The organism is Pseudomonas versuta, from assembly GCF_001294575.1.
In the GTDB taxonomy this organism is placed as follows: domain Bacteria; phylum Pseudomonadota; class Gammaproteobacteria; order Pseudomonadales; family Pseudomonadaceae; genus Aquipseudomonas; species Aquipseudomonas versuta.
Window position 1 is genome coordinate 4,101,771 of sequence record NZ_CP012676.1, and the last position, 15,519, is coordinate 4,117,289.

Consider the following 15,519-nt stretch of genomic DNA (forward strand, 5'->3'; position numbering starts at 1 on the left):
ACGGGAATCAGGCATTCGCCTCCCCGCTGTAGTGCCATATCGCTTTATTTGACCAGTGTACGCCACTCTGGGTGAGCCGTAGTCTTGCCGGTCACTAGATCAAAGTAGGCCTTTTGCAGTTTTTCGGTGATCGGACCACGACGGCCAATACCGATCAGTCGCCCGTCAACTTCGCGAATCGGCGTTACTTCAGCGGCAGTGCCGGTAAAGAATGCTTCGTCGGCGATGTACACCTCGTCGCGGGTAATGCGTTTTTCTACAAACTGGTACCCAAGCTCGGTGGCCAGGGTCAGGATCGTGCTGCGGGTGATGCCGTTCAGGCAAGCCGTCACGTCCGGGGTGTAGATCACGCCGTCCTTGATCAGGAATACGTTTTCGCCCGAGCCTTCGGCCACGAAGCCTTCCGGGTCCAGCAACAGCGCTTCGTCGGCACCGCCGGAAATCGCTTCCTGCAGAGCCAGCATCGAGTTGATGTAGTGACCATTGGCCTTGGCCCGGGTCATGGAAATGTTCACGTGGTGACGGGTAAAGGAGCTGGTACGCACCTTGATCCCGACTTCCAGGGCCTCGGCGCCCATGTAGGCACCCCAGCTCCAAGGCGCGATGATCACGTGGACTTTAAGGCCGGTGGCACGCAGGCCCATGGCTTCGGATCCGTAGAACACCATCGGCCGGATGTAAGCGCTGTCGAGGTTGTTTTCACGCACCGCAAGGCGGGTCGCTTCGTTGATTTCGTCTTTGCTGAACGGGATTTTCATGCCCATGATGTGGGCCGAATCGAACAGGCGGTCAGTGTGCGCCTGCAGCCGGAAAATCGCCGGGCCTTGCGGGGTTTCATACGCGCGTACACCTTCAAACACGCCCATGCCGTAGTGCAGGGTATGGGTCAGCACGTGGGTTGTCGCATCGCGCCACGGCACCAGCTTGCCGTCATACCAGATCACACCATCACGATCAGCCATCGACATCATTACGCTCCTCAAAGAATCCAGCACCTGCGCATGACACGTCAGGCAAATTGGACGGGCCTTATGGACCCGCCGGATACGTTCTTTAGCTCAATCCTAGCTCAGACCAAATGCGCCGTACGTGTTGACGTTCGACCACAAATTGATCCCCCGTGACCACCCCGGCCTCCTTCTGCAAGGCTTGCCGGTGGGCTACGGCGCGAAAGGCCTTGTAAGCCTCGCGCAACAGGGCAGCATCAGCGGCGGGTATCAGCCCGTCCTGCTCCAGCCCTTCCAGAATGCGGATGTTATCGGTGTAGCGCAGTAACGCCGGGTGTTCCCTGGACCAGGCCAGGGCCGCGTATTGCACCATAAATTCAATATCGACGATACCTCCGGCGTCCTGCTTGAGGTCGAACGGCACCGTGGCCTGAAAGGCATTTTCAGCAGTACCTGCAGCGGTTATCCGGGTACCGAGGTTGCCGCGCATTTTGGCCCGCATCTCGCTGACTTCCTGGCGCAGGGTGTGCAAATCGCGCTCCCGGCACAGAACGCTCGCGCGCACCTGCTCGAATGCGGCCCCGACCTGCTTGCAACCCACCAGTACCCGGGCCCGCACCAGCGCCTGATGTTCCCAGGTCCAGGCTTCGTTTTGCTGGTAACGCTCGAAAGCCCCGAGCGAGCTGACCAGCAACCCCGATGCGCCTGACGGGCGCAGGCGCATATCGACGTCATACAGCTGCCCGGAGTTGGTCTGGGCGGTCAGCAAGTGGATGATGCGCTGGCCAAGACGGGTGAAAAATTGCGCGCTATCGATGGGTTTGGGTCCATCGGTGTCAGCACTGGGGTCGCCATCGTGAATAAACACCAGATCCAGATCCGAGCCGTGCCCCAGCTCGATTCCGCCCACCTTGCCATAGCCCACGATAATAAAGCCGGGATCGCACAGGCTGCCGTCCGCACGCTGCGGCGTGCCGTACTTGGCCACCGTCTGGCGCCAGGCCAGCGCCAGCACTTGTTCCAGAATCGCTTCGGCCAGCCAGGTCAGGTAATCGCTGACTTTCATTAAAGGCAGGCTGCCGGCGATTTCCGAGGCGGCCACCCGCAGGCGGTGTGCCAGCTTGAAATTACGCAAGGCCTCCATCTGCTGCTCAAGGTCGTCCTCGGGAATACGCGTCAGACGTTCGCGCAGTTCGCCAGCCAGCTCTGGGGCCAGCGGCGGCTTGAACAGACGGCTTTCATTGAGCAACTCGTCGAGCAACAACGGGAAACGGGTGATCTGCTCGGCAATCCATGGGCTGGCCGCGCACAGAGTCAGCAAACGTCGCAGGGCATCGGGGTTCTCGGTCAACAACACTAAATACGCGGAGCGCCGGGCGACTGCCTCAACCAGCGGCAACACCCGCTCCAGCACCAGATCGGGGTTGGCATGCTCCACCGCCTGAGCCAGCAGACGCGGAATAAAGGCATCCAGCCGCTCGCGCCCCAAACGCTGCATGGCCCGCAATTGCGGGCTGGAGCGCAGGCTGGCCAGCTGCTTAAGGGCCTTGGGAGCATCGATAAACCCGGCTTCTTGCAGTTGGACGCAGGCCGCCGCGTCATCCTGGACTTCTTCCCACAACGGCAACCACTCGCCACCGACGATCAGCTCACCTTCGTCGATATCTTCTTCGTCGTCCGGGTCGGCAATTACCTGACGGAAGTGCCAGTCGATACGGCCGCGCCACTCCATCAGTTGCTCGTGGAACGCCGCCCAGCTGTCGAAGCCCATCATGAAGGCAATACGCGCCTGATCCTGCTCAGTGTCCGGCAGCATTTGGGTCTGGCGGTCGGCAATGGCCTGAATCGCATGCTCGGTGTAGCGCAAAAATTCATAGCCTTCACGCAGCTCGCTGACAACCGCGGCGGGCAGGTAACCCTGACCTTCGAGGATGCTCAGCACTTTAAGCAGCGGGCGTTGCTGCAGACTGAGGTCGCGACCGCCATGGATCAGTTGAAAGGCCTGGGCGATAAATTCGACTTCACGAATCCCGCCAGCGCCCAGCTTGATGTTGTCGGCCATGCCTTTGCGCCGCACTTCCTGCTGGATCAGCTGCTTCATGGTGCGCAGCGCTTCAATCGCCGAAAAGTCGAGGTAGCGCCGATAAACGAACGGTCGCAGCAAACTGAGCAACTGCGCCCCCGCCTCCTGATCACCGGCCACTACCCGGGCCTTGATCATGGCGTAGCGCTCCCAGTCGCGACCTTGATCCTGGTAGTACTGCTCCAGTGCGTTGAAGCTCAACACCAGCGCGCCAGAAGAACCGTAAGGCCGCAGGCGCATATCGACACGGAACACAAAACCGTCAACGGTCATCGGGTCCAGGGCCTTGATCAGGCGCTGGCCCAGGCGGATAAAGAACTCCTGATTGTCCAGCGCACGCTTTGCCCCGACAGTTTCGCCGCCCTCGGGGTAGGCGAAAATCAGGTCGATGTCCGATGACAGATTGAGCTCCACAGCGCCCAGTTTGCCCATGCCCAGAATGACCATCTGCTGTGGCTCGCCACTGCGATTCCCGGTAGGCGTACCAAATTGCTGGCAATGGCGCTCATACAACCAGCGATAAGCCTGATCGATGCTGGCATCGGCCATGTCCGACAGGTCGCGGCAGGTTTCAATCAGATCGGCCTGACGGTTGAGATCACGCCAGATAATCCGGATTTGCTGACGGGTGCGCTGACGCCGCAGTACACGGCCCAGTTCGTCATCGGTGGTTGCCGTCGCCACGACAGCCGCGATTTGCCCGCACAACTCGCCAGGCTTGAAGCTGCGGTCCAGCTCCCCCGCGCGCACCAGCTCTAGCAACATCAAAGGGTCACGCAATGACTGTTCAATAAAGAAGTCACTCGCCGCACTTACCCGATCAAACGCTGCCCAGCGCTGCGGCGACCAGTCATCGAGTTCCTGCTCGCCTGCGAGTTGCGCGACCGCAGCACGCCATGACTGTTGGCTACGGCTGGCAAGTGGCAATAAAAGGCTGGGGATTGCGGCAAGCGAGGGAAGGCTCATGGTCTATCCTTGATCGGCGAAGACGTTGCCGAGTACGGTGACAGGAAGAAACAGCGGTTAAATCCGACTGTCGAACAAAGGTTACAAATAGCTGAATTTTCTATTTAATTGGCAGCCGACCTGACATCTGAAGGTCAAATTGTAAATTACGCACCAACAATATCGATTTTTCACACAACGCAATAGGTAAGCATCCTATGCTTTCCTGTAGTTTTACTACTGAGCAAGATACTCGAAAGGCTGAAATGGCCGACGATTTGTAGTAAAACTACACAACGCCGGAATCAACCCTCCGGTCATCCAAGAATTTATGTCGTCTGCCCACAAGGCCAGTCGCAAACTCAGGCAACCGATTCTGGAAGCCTTTCCGCCCTGGAGCAAGCCATGCAAGACCTCGATCCCGTCGAAACCCAGGAATGGCTGGACGCCCTGGAATCGGTTCTCGACAAAGAAGGCGAAGAACGCGCTCACTACCTGATGACCCGTATGGGTGAGCTCGCTACACGCACCGGTTCGCAACTGCCGTACGCCATCACCACGCCATACCGCAACACGATTCCTGTTACCCACGAAGCACGCATGCCTGGCGACCTGTTCATGGAACGCCGCATTCGCTCGCTGGTACGCTGGAACGCGATGGCGATGGTTATGCGCACGAACTTGAAAGATTCTGACCTGGGCGGTCACATCTCCAGTTTCGCTTCCAGCGCAACGCTGTATGACATCGGCTTCAACTACTTCTTCCAGGCGCCGACCGAAGAACATGGCGGCGACCTGATCTACTTCCAGGGTCACACCTCGCCAGGCGTTTACGCCCGTGCGTTCATGGAAGGCCGCATCACCGAAGACCAAATGAACAACTTCCGCCAGGAAGTCGACGGTCAGGGCCTGTCGTCCTACCCGCACCCTTGGCTGATGCCTGACTTCTGGCAGTTCCCGACTGTATCCATGGGCCTTGGCCCGATCCAGGCGATCTACCAGGCACGCTTCATGAAGTACCTGGAAGCCCGTGGCTACATTCCTGCCGGCAAGCAAAAAGTCTGGTGTTTCCTGGGCGACGGCGAGTGTGACGAGCCGGAATCCCTGGGCGCCATCTCCCTGGCAGGCCGCGAAAACCTCGACAACCTGATCTTCGTCATCAACTGCAACCTGCAGCGCCTTGATGGCCCGGTTCGCGGTAACGGCAAGATCATCCAGGAACTCGAAGGCGTGTTCCGCGGCGCTCACTGGAACGTGACCAAAGTCATCTGGGGCCGTTTCTGGGACCCACTGCTGGCCAAGGACGTCGACGGTATCCTGCAACGTCGCATGGACGAAGTCATCGACGGCGAATACCAGAACTACAAAGCCAAAGACGGCGCGTTCGTGCGTGAGCACTTCTTCAACACGCCAGAACTCAAGGCAATGGTTGCCGATCTGTCCGACGACGAGATCTGGAAGCTCAACCGTGGCGGCCACGACCCGTACAAGGTCTACGCGGCGTACCACGAAGCGGTCAATCACAAAGACCAGCCAACCGTCATCCTGGCCAAGACCATCAAAGGTTATGGCACCGGTGCCGGCGAAGCGAAAAACACTGCGCACAACACCAAGAAAGTTGATGTTGAAAGCCTGAAGCTGTTCCGCGACCGTTTCGACATTCCGGTCAAAGACGACGAAATCGAAAACCTGCCGTTCTTCAAGCCGGAAGACGGCAGCGCCGAAGCCCGTTACCTGAGCGAGCGTCGCACTGCACTGGGCGGCTTCGTCCCTCAGCGCCGCGCCAAGAGCCTGAGCATCCCCACCCCGCCACTGGACACGCTAAAGGCCATCCTTGACGGTTCCGGCGACCGTGAAATTTCCACCACCATGGCTTTCGTGCGCATCCTGGCGCAGTTGGTGAAGGACAAGGACATCGGTCAGCGCATCGTTCCGATCATCCCGGACGAAGCACGCACCTTCGGTATGGAAGGCATGTTCCGCCAGCTGGGCATCTACTCGGCCGTCGGCCAGCTCTACGAGCCGGTTGATAAAGACCAGGTGATGTTCTACCGCGAAGACAAAAAAGGTCAGATTCTCGAAGAAGGCATCAACGAAGCAGGCGCCATGAGCTCCTTCATCGCCGCCGGTACATCGTACTCCAACCACAACCAGCCAATGCTGCCGTTCTACATCTTCTACTCGATGTTCGGCTTCCAGCGCATTGGCGACCTGGCCTGGGCTGCCGGCGACAGCCGCACCCGTGGCTTCCTGATCGGCGGCACCGCCGGGCGTACCACGCTCAACGGTGAAGGCCTGCAGCACGAAGACGGTCACAGCCATATCCTGGCCAGCACCATCCCGAACTGCCGCACCTTTGATCCGACCTACGGCTATGAGCTGGCGGTGATCATTCAGGACGGCATGAAGAAGATGACCGAAGAGCAACAGGACGTCTTCTACTACATCACCGTGATGAACGAGTCGTACCAGCAGCCAGCCATGCCGGCCGGTGTTGAGGAAGGCATCGTCAAGGGCATGTACCTGCTTGAAGAAGACACCAAGGAAGCGGCTCACCACGTTCAGCTGATGGGCTCCGGCACCATCCTGCGCGAAGTACGTGAAGCGGCGAAAATCCTGCGTGAAGACTTCAACATCGGTGCTGACGTATGGAGCGTTACCAGCTTCAACGAACTGCGTCGCGACGGCCTGGCCGTTGAGCGCAGCAACCGTCTGCACCCGGGCCAGAAGCCCAAGCTGAGCTACGTTGAAGAGTGCCTGACTGGCCGTAAGGGTCCGGTCATTGCCTCTACCGACTACATGAAGCTGTTCGCCGAGCAGATTCGTCAGTGGGTACCGGTCAAGGAATTCAAAGTGCTGGGCACTGACGGTTTCGGCCGCAGCGACAGCCGCAAGAAACTGCGTCACTTCTTTGAAGTAGACCGTCACTTCGTGGTGTTGGCAGCCCTTGAAGCACTGGCTGACCGTGGCGATATCGAACCCAAGGTGGTGGCTGAAGCCATCGTCAAGTTCGGCATCAACCCGGAAAAACGCAACCCACTGGACTGCTGAGGAGAATATTTGTGAGCGAACTCATTCGAGTACCTGACATCGGCAGCGGTGACGGCGAAGTCATCGAACTGTTTGTAAAAGTCGGCGACCGTATCGAAGCCGACCAGAGCATCCTGACCCTGGAGTCGGACAAGGCGAGCATGGAAATCCCTGCTCCCAAGGCCGGCGTGGTCAAGAGCCTGAAGGTCAAGCTGGGCGACCGCCTGAAAGAAGGCGACGAACTGCTGGAGCTGGAAGTTGAAGGTGGCGCTGCTGCACCTGAAGCACCAGCCCCTGCGGCGCCTGCTGCCGCCGCTGAAAAGCCGGCCGCCGCCCCTGTTGCCGAGGCCCCTGCGGCCCCGGCTGCAGCACCTGCACAATCCACCGTCCAGGACATTCACGTCCCGGACATCGGTTCGTCGGGCAAAGCCAAAATCATCGAGATCCTGGTCAAGGCCGGCGATACCGTTGAGGCTGATCAATCGCTGATCACCCTCGAATCCGACAAAGCCAGCATGGAAATTCCATCGCCGGCCGCCGGTGTGGTTGAAAGCATTTCGGTCAAGCTGGACGACGAAGTCGGCACTGGCGACTTCATCCTCAAGCTCAAGGTAGCGGGCGCCGCTGCGCCAGCTGCACCGGCTCAGGCGCCAGCACCTGCTGCGGCCACAGCTGAAGCGCCAGTGGCTGCTCCTGCAGCTGCACCGGCTACCAAAGCCACGGCACCTGCCCCGGCCGCCGCACCTGCGCCAAGCGGTGCCAAAGTTCACGCCGGCCCGGCCGTGCGTCAACTGGCCCGCGAGTTCGGCGTCGAGCTGAACGCGGTCAGCCCGAGCGGCCCGCACGGTCGTGTGATCAAGGAAGACGTGCAGGCTTACGTCAAAGCCATGATGCAGAAGGCCAAGGAAGCTCCAGCAGCCGGCGCAACCGGCGGCGCGGGCATTCCTCCGATCCCTGTAGTGGACTTCAGCCGCTTCGGCGAAGTTGAAGAAGTGGCCATGACCCGCCTGATGCAAATCGGCGCGTCGAGCCTGCACCGCAGCTGGCTGAACATCCCGCACGTGACTCAGTTCGACCAGGCTGACATCACCGAGCTGGAAGCCTTCCGCGTCGCGCAAAAAGCCGTCGCAGAAAAAGCTGGCGTGAAGCTGACCGTACTGCCTCTGCTGCTCAAGTCCTGCGCCCACCTGCTCAAGGAAATGCCGGACTTCAACAGCTCGCTGGCGCCAAGCGGCAAAGCGATCATCCGCAAGAAGTACGTCAACATCGGCTTTGCCGTAGACACCCCGGATGGCCTGCTGGTCCCTGTGATCAAAAACGTCGACCAGAAAAGCCTGCTGCAACTTGCCGCGGAGGCCGCTGCACTGGCTGCCAAAGCCCGTGACAAGAAGCTCACTGCCGACGACATGCAGGGCGCCTGCTTCACCATTTCCAGCCTCGGGCACATCGGCGGCACCGGCTTCACGCCGATCGTCAATGCACCGGAAGTGGCGATCCTCGGCGTTTCCAAGGCAACCATCCAGCCAGTCTGGGACGGCAAAGCCTTCCAGCCGAAACTGATGCTGCCTCTGTCGCTGTCCTACGATCACCGCGTGATCAACGGCGCGGCGGCTGCACGCTTCACCAAGCGCCTGAGCGACTTGCTGGGCGACATCCGCACTATCCTGTTGTAAGCCACGCCCCGGCCTTCTTCACCGAAGGCCGGGGTAGCGCACAGTTTTCCGGGCGCCACGCTCGTACCTCAACCCCGCCCGTTTGGCGGGGCTTTTTTTGCCCGCGATTTTTGCCGGTCATCCGACTCACCCCATAACCCTGAATGAACTGTGGCACCGATGACGACAGAACCGGGCAGACAGTCATAAAAACGCAATAGCCGACGGACAACCTGCAGCTATCGGCAAGCCCGCCGATAGCGCCTAGAGTCATCATGCTCACTTGTCAGCACCGTAAGCATGATGCAACCTTGCCCAAGACCGCAGGACCAGGGCGCCAGCCCGTATGCAATCAGCATTTGTGAAGCGAGTGTCTTAATGAAAAGCCATCCTGATACTGCCCTGCGTATGGCAGTCGAGGTCGTGACCCAGCTACCCGTGCCTTCCCGGCTCGGCATGCTGCGTTTCGAACGGCTTAATGAAGCCAGCTGGGCACTGCTCTACCTGGACCCGCACTGCGAACGCCAGTTCGGCCTGCCAGCGGCAGAACTGTGCGCGTTCACCGGCTCACCCTATGCCAGCCTGATGGAGCCCAAGGCCCGCTATCACCTGCACGATGCGATTGAGCTGCAACTGCGTACCAGCTCCCACTACGTGGTGCATTACACCCTGCATACGCCTCAGGGAGCGCTGAGCCTCATCGAGCTGGGCGAGGCTTACAAACAACATAACCGGCACTTGCTGCGTGGCTATCTGCTGGTGGTTGAAAGCGCGGTGAACAGTGCGCTGCCTGTGGTTGCGCCCGGGGCCGAACCCGAAACCCAGAACAGTCGCCTGCACCTTGCCCTGGAGCTCAACCAGCGGGCCCAGCAGGAACAACTCCAGCACCTGGAGCGGGTGCGGGCCCAACAGGATTTGATCCTGCTGCTGGCCCGCCACCGGTACAGCCAGCACAATTCGCTCCAGGAAGCCGCAGAACTGATTACCCGCAGTGCCTGCGAGATTTATCAGGTCGACGGCGCCAGCCTCTGGAACCTTGAAGGCAACCAGCTGCTGCCGATTTCGGCCTATCAACGCGAAAGCCAGGCCTTTGCCGAGCTGCAAGTCTTCGACGCCAGTGCCTTTCCGGCCTACCTCGAAGCCCTGCACACCAGCCGTTCCATCGATGCCCAAAACGCCAACCGCGACCCGCGCACCCGCGAGCTGATGGCAAGCCCGGGGCGATGCAAGGCCAACGCCATGCTCGATGCCAGCATCCGCATCGACGGTCAGGTCGTCGGCGTGCTGTGCCTGGAACAGACCGGTAAAACCCGCGTCTGGCAGGCGGATGAGATCGCCTTTGCCGGAGAGCTGGCAGACCAGTTCGCCCAGGTCATCAGCAACCACAACCGGCGCACCGCCACCAACGCCCTGCACCTGTTCCAGCGGGCCGTCGAACAAAGCGCCAACGCCTTTTTACTGGTCAACTGCATGGGAGTGGTCGAGTACGTAAACCCCAGTTTCACCGCCATCACTCAGTACAGCTCCGACGAAGTACAGGGCCACAAGTTGTCTGAACTACCGGCCCTGGAGAACCTCAGCGAGCTGCTGTTTGATGCGCACTCAAGCCTGAGCAAAGGCAATAGCTGGCAAGGCGAATTCAAAAGCCGGCGCAAAAACCTGGAACCTTACTGGGGCCAGATGTCGATCTCCAAGGTGTATGGCGACAACCGTGAACTGACCCACTACATCGGCATTTACGAAGACATCAGCGAATCCAAACTAGCGCAGCAACGCATCGAGCGCCTGGCCTATACCGACAACCTGACCAATCTGGGCAACCGCCCGGCTTTCATCCGAAACCTCGATCAGCGCTTCGCCCGCAACAGCACCACCCAGGTCTGCCTGCTGCTGGTGGACATCGACAACTTCAAGCGCATCAATGACAGCCTCGGCCACCAGACCGGCGACAAATTGCTGATCAGTCTGGCCAGACGCCTGCGCAACAGCCTCAACCCCGGTGACAACCTGGCGCGTTTCGCCAGCAATGAATTCGCCGTGCTGCTCGACGACACGGGCCTGGAAACCGGACAGAAAGTCGCCAGCCAGCTGCTGATGACCCTCGACAAGCCGATGTTCGTCGACAATCAACTGATCAGCGTCACCGGTTCGGTCGGGGTCGCCTGCTCCCCGCTGCACGGGCGTGACCCGCAAACCCTGATGCGCAACGCCGGCCTGGCGCTGCACAAGGCCAAAGCCAACGGCAAGCATCAGGTGCAAGTGTTCACCGAAGCCCTGAATGCCGAAGCCAGCTACAAACTCTTCGTCGAAAACAATCTGCGTCGGGCCCTGACCCAAAATGAGCTCGACGTGTTCTACCAGCCCAAGCTCTGCCTGCGCAGCGGCCGCCTGCTGGGCATGGAAGCCCTGTTGCGCTGGAACCACCCTGAAAAAGGCATGATCCGCCCCGACCAGTTCATCAGCGTGGCCGAAGAAACCGGGTTGATCATTCCGATTGGTAAATGGGTCGCGCGCCAGGCCTGCCGTATGAGCAAGCAACTGTCCGGCGCAGGCCTGGGCAACCTGCAGGTGGCAATCAATTTGTCGCCCAAGCAGTTTTCCGACCCAGACCTGGTGGCCTCGATTGCCAGCATCCTCAAGGAGGAGCAGCTGCCCGCCTCGTTGCTGGAACTTGAACTGACCGAAGGCCTGCTGCTCGAAGCAACCGATGACACGCGCCTGCAACTCGATCAGCTCAAAGAACTCGGCCTGACCCTGGCCATGGACGATTTCGGCACCGGTTATTCATCGCTCAGCTACCTGAAAAAATTCCCGATCGACATTCTCAAAATCGATCGCAGCTTTATCAAGGACATCCCCGACAACCAGAACGACATGGAAATCACTTCTGCGGTGATCGCCATGGCCCACAACCTCAAACTCAAAGTGGTTGCCGAAGGCATCGAAACCGCTGCACAGTTGGGGTTCCTGCGCCGCCATCGTTGCGATGTGGGTCAGGGCTACCTGTTCGACCGCCCGATTCCCGGCAGCGAACTGATTGCAAAGCTCAAACGCTATCCGCGTGGCCCCCTGGCCTGACAACGATGCAACACTGGGGCAAACTGCAGATCTTAATTCCTACAATCTGACTGAGAGGACTTGAAACATGGTCTTGCGCTCGGAAATCCTGGTGAATAAAAACGTGCTACCTACTCAAGAACAGGCCCTGCCGGGCCGTGAAACGCCCATGGTGTTGCCGCAATACCATTTCGTCCACAAAGACACCCCGCTGCTGGGCCCCTTTATCGGCAATGTCGGTTTTGCCATTTTCGGCCTGGGTTGTTTCTGGGGCGCTGAACGCAAGTTCTGGCAGCGTGAGGGCGTGGTCAGCACGGTCGTGGGCTACGCGGGCGGCTACACGCCGAACCCGACCTACGAGGAAGTCTGCTCCGGCCTGACAGGCCACACCGAAGTGGTTCTGGTGGTCTACGACCAGGACAAGGTCAGCTATGGCGAACTGTTGAAGATGTTCTGGGAACTGCACAACCCGACCCAGGGCATGCGCCAGGGCAACGACATCGGCACCCAGTACCGCTCGGTTATCTACTGCACCACGCCTGAACAGCTGGACGAGGCGCTGGCCAGCAAAGCCGCATTCCAGACCGAGCTGACCAAAGCCGGTCTGGGCACCATCACCACCGAAATCGAAGAAGCCCCGACGGTTTACTTCGCCGAGGCTTATCACCAGCAATACCTGGCGAAAAACCCGGAAGGCTACTGCGGTATCGGCGGCACCGGTGTGACCTGCCCGATTTGAGGTGACACAAACAACATCGCGAGCACGCTCGCTCCTACAGGTATCAACTAAACCTGCAGGAGCGAGCGTGCTCGCGATGGTTTTTTGCCTGATGCAAATTACTCTGCGATCAACCATTCCATCTGAAAGCCGCCCTGGGTTTGCCCCAGGTTCCTGGCCAGCCACGGCATCAATTCGCGCAGCTCTTCTTCCAGACCCCAGGGCGGATTGGCAATCGCCAGGCCTGAGCCATTGAGGCTGTTCGGGGTATCCAGTGGATGAACAAACAACTCCACCTGCAGCAATTTAGGCGCACCTGAACCTGCCAGGTCCTGATAGAAGCGACGCAGCTGACGCTTGTCCTTGATCGGGTACCAGATCGCTACAACGGTTTGACGCATACGGCTGATCGCATCTTTGAGCGATTCGGCACAGCGCTTCATCTCATCGAGCTTTTCAAACGGCGGGTCGATCAACATCAATCCGCGCTTCTCGGCTACCGGAAGCAGAGCCCGCGGCACATGCCAGCCCTCACCCAGGTGCACCGCCACCCGGCGATCGCCCTTCATGTTCTCTTTGAGCAACACGCCGTCTTCCGGGTGTTTCTCGTTCAACAGCACGCGATCATGGGAGCGGGTCAAACACCGCGCCAGCTCGGGCGAGCCCGGGTAATAGCGCAACTCGCCATCCGGGTTCATTTTGTTGAGCACCTGCATGTAATCGGCAGTCACCGCCGGCAAGTTCTTCTTGCCCCACAACCGCGCAATGCCTTCCAGATACTCGCCCGTGCGATTGGCCTGATCACCCTTGAGGTCGTACAGGCCGATCCCGGCGTGGGTATCGAGGTAGGCGAAAGGCTGCTCTTTACGCGACATCAGGGCGATGAGGCGGGTCAAGACAATGTGTTTAAAGACGTCGGCGTGGTTGCCGGCGTGGAAGGCGTGACGATAGTTCATGGTTGCTCCTGCGCAGGGAGCGAAGTTTACCCTGTGCAGCGGATAACGTCAGGGGTTAAGCCCGCGGCTGCGCCAAACGGTGCTGCAGATCCGCGCCACCGCGGCCTCGCAAGCAAAAAAGGCCCGCCTCCAAAGGAGACGGGCCTTTTTCAATAGCGCCAGAGCGAACCCGGCGCAAAGCATTTAGCTGTTCTGCAGGAAGTCTTTCTCGGCAGCGTCGAAGCGCTCGAGCATCTTCTTGCTAGGGCCCTGGCCCATGGCGCTGACTGCCAGAATGGCAATGCTGGCGAAGATGAAGCCCGGGATGATTTCGTACAGCCCGAACAGCGAGAAGTGTTTCCACACAATCACGGTAACGGCACCGACCAGAATACCGGCCAGCGCGCCGTTGCGGGTCATGCCTTTCCACAGTACCGAGATCAGTACCACTGGACCGAAAGCAGCACCGAAGCCTGCCCATGCGTAGCTCACCAGGCCCAGAACACGGTTCTCGGGGTTAGCGGCCAGCGCGATAGCAATCAGTGCAACGGCCAGCACCATCAGACGACCGACCCATACCAATTCTTTCTGGGACGCATTTTTACGCAGGAAAGATTTGTAGAAGTCCTCAGTCAGGGCGCTGGAACACACCAGCAACTGGCAGCTCAGGGTACTCATCACGGCAGCCAGAATGGCCGACAGCAGTACACCGGCAATCCACGGGTTGAACAACAGCTTGGCCAGCTCGATGAACACACGCTCAGGGTTTTCATTGACCGGGCCTGCCACTTCCGGGTGCGCCGAGAAGTAAGCAATACCGAAGAAGCCCACGGCTACGGTACCGGCCAGACACAGGATCATCCAGGTCATGGAGATGCGACGCGCCTTGGCGATCGACTTGACCGAATCGGCAGCCATGAAACGCGCCAGAATGTGCGGCTGACCGAAGTAACCCAGACCCCAGCCCATCAGCGAGATGATGCCGATGAAAGAAGTGCCCTTGAGCATGTCGAAGTTGCTTGGGTCTTTGGCTTCAATCGCCAGGAAGGTGGTATCTACGCCGCCGGTGGCCAGCAGCACGATGATCGGCGTCAGGATCAGCGCGAAGATCATCAAAGTTGCCTGGACGGTATCGGTCCAGCTGACAGCCAGAAAGCCGCCCACGAACGTGTAAGCAATGGTCGCTGCAGCGCCTGCCCACAGTGCAGTCTCGTAAGACATGCCGAAGGTGCTTTCAAACAGACGGGCACCGGCCACGATGCCGGAGGCGCAATAGATAGTGAAGAACACCAGGATCACGATCGCCGAGATGATCCGCAGCAGCCCGCTGTTGTCTTCAAAACGGCTGGAGAAGTAATCCGGCAGGGTTAGTGCATCACCGTTGTGCTCGGTCTGTACCCGCAGGCGACCGGCAACAAACAGCCAGTTTAGGTAAGCACCGGTTACCAGACCGATAGCGATCCAGCTTTCCGACAGGCCGGACATGTAAATCGCACCCGGCAAACCCATCAACAACCAGCCGCTCATGTCGGAGGCGCCAGCGGACAGTGCCGTTACTACGCTGCCCAGGCTACGGCCACCGAGAATATAGTCAGAAAGGTTGTTGGTGGAGCGATAGGCCATAAAGCCGATCAACACCATTGCCGCGATATAGATCACGAACGTGATCAGGGTTGGATTACTAACGATCATTGAATAAAGCCCTGGCATTGTTTTTATGTTTAGCGGCGGTCTGGCCGTACGCTCACAAACGTCCTGTCTGAGACGAATAACCTGGCCGCGCATTTATGACTGACGTTTCCCCAGGAAATCCATCAGCCGATGAACCATCCGCAAGTGAGGTTGCACCTTAACCGCGAATGCTATGCAACAAAGCAAATAAGGTGCAACCAGTTTCTTGCGCGACAGTTGCACCTTGTCGCATTTTCAACTCAATCGAGCTTTTTTGCTCCTTTTCGGAGCAAGAACTCACCGTAACGGCCAAAACACCACCCACCCTGCAGGAGCGAGCTTGCTCGCGAGCAAGCTCGCGCCTACATTCGGGTTAGACACACCGCCGATTTTTCCGACAAAAAACGGGTTGCACTAGGTTGCACCTCTATCAGCGCAGCGCTAATCTTGCCGCCAGCTGCTGCCACGCAAATGTGGCACC

At 59.1% G+C, this 15,519-nt stretch carries 8 protein-coding genes; 4 read left to right on the forward strand and 4 right to left on the reverse strand.

Features of this window, described 5'->3' with window-relative positions:
* Positions 1-44: 44 nt before the first annotated feature.
* Entirely contained in the window at positions 45-968 is a 924-nt protein-coding gene (locus AOC04_RS18375; RefSeq protein ID WP_060695867.1) for a branched-chain amino acid transaminase, read from the reverse strand.
* A gap of 85 nt (positions 969-1,053) precedes the next feature.
* Positions 1,054-3,996: a bifunctional [glutamate--ammonia ligase]-adenylyl-L-tyrosine phosphorylase/[glutamate--ammonia-ligase] adenylyltransferase gene (gene glnE / locus AOC04_RS18380; RefSeq protein ID WP_060695869.1), complete on the reverse strand. Its 2,943-nt coding sequence runs from the start codon at positions 3,994-3,996 to the stop codon at positions 1,054-1,056.
* Between the two features lie 384 nt (positions 3,997-4,380).
* On the opposite strand from glnE, the gene aceE reads away from it, so the two are divergent.
* The 4 genes from aceE (at position 4,381) to msrA (ending at position 12,453) form a co-directional block, all read left to right on the forward strand.
* Positions 4,381-7,026 carry a pyruvate dehydrogenase (acetyl-transferring), homodimeric type gene (aceE, locus tag AOC04_RS18385; RefSeq protein ID WP_060695871.1) on the forward strand — a complete coding sequence of 882 codons (2,646 nt, stop codon included), beginning with the start codon at positions 4,381-4,383 and terminating at the stop codon, positions 7,024-7,026.
* Between the two features lie 11 nt (positions 7,027-7,037).
* On the forward strand, positions 7,038-8,678 hold the full coding sequence (gene aceF, locus AOC04_RS18390; RefSeq protein ID WP_060695873.1) for a dihydrolipoyllysine-residue acetyltransferase: 1,641 nt from the start codon (positions 7,038-7,040) through the stop codon (positions 8,676-8,678).
* 357 nt (positions 8,679-9,035) lie between these two features.
* Positions 9,036-11,735 (forward strand): putative bifunctional diguanylate cyclase/phosphodiesterase, encoded by a 2,700-nt coding sequence (locus tag AOC04_RS18395; protein WP_060695875.1) that lies wholly within the window; start codon positions 9,036-9,038, stop codon positions 11,733-11,735.
* A gap of 67 nt (positions 11,736-11,802) precedes the next feature.
* Complete coding sequence (gene msrA, locus AOC04_RS18400) at positions 11,803-12,453, forward strand: peptide-methionine (S)-S-oxide reductase MsrA (protein ID WP_060695877.1); 651 nt, start codon at positions 11,803-11,805, stop codon at positions 12,451-12,453.
* A 98-nt stretch (positions 12,454-12,551) separates the two neighbouring features.
* Here the strand turns inward: msrA and AOC04_RS18405 are convergent, their stop codons facing one another.
* Together AOC04_RS18405 and putP are read right to left on the reverse strand one after the other, a co-directional pair.
* On the reverse strand, positions 12,552-13,388 hold the full coding sequence (locus tag AOC04_RS18405) for a 23S rRNA (adenine(2030)-N(6))-methyltransferase RlmJ (protein ID WP_060695879.1): 837 nt from the start codon (positions 13,386-13,388) through the stop codon (positions 12,552-12,554).
* 183 nt (positions 13,389-13,571) lie between these two features.
* On the reverse strand, positions 13,572-15,059 hold the full coding sequence (gene putP, locus AOC04_RS18410; RefSeq protein WP_060695881.1) for a sodium/proline symporter PutP: 1,488 nt from the start codon (positions 15,057-15,059) through the stop codon (positions 13,572-13,574).
* Between the last annotated feature and the right edge of the window lie 460 nt (positions 15,060-15,519).

Coding starts and splice junctions, on each gene's coding strand:
- glnE (WP_060695869.1), bottom strand. CDS start 3,996: ATGAGCCTTCCCTCGCTTGCCGCAATCCCCAGCCTTTTATTGCCACTT.
- AOC04_RS18405 (WP_060695879.1), bottom strand. CDS start 13,388: ATGAACTATCGTCACGCCTTCCACGCCGGCAACCACGCCGACGTCTTT.
- aceE (WP_060695871.1), top strand. CDS start 4,381: ATGCAAGACCTCGATCCCGTCGAAACCCAGGAATGGCTGGACGCCCTG.
- putP (WP_060695881.1), bottom strand. CDS start 15,059: ATGATCGTTAGTAATCCAACCCTGATCACGTTCGTGATCTATATCGCG.
- AOC04_RS18395 (WP_060695875.1), top strand. CDS start 9,036: ATGAAAAGCCATCCTGATACTGCCCTGCGTATGGCAGTCGAGGTCGTG.
- msrA (WP_060695877.1), top strand. CDS start 11,803: ATGGTCTTGCGCTCGGAAATCCTGGTGAATAAAAACGTGCTACCTACT.
- AOC04_RS18375 (WP_060695867.1), bottom strand. CDS start 968: ATGTCGATGGCTGATCGTGATGGTGTGATCTGGTATGACGGCAAGCTG.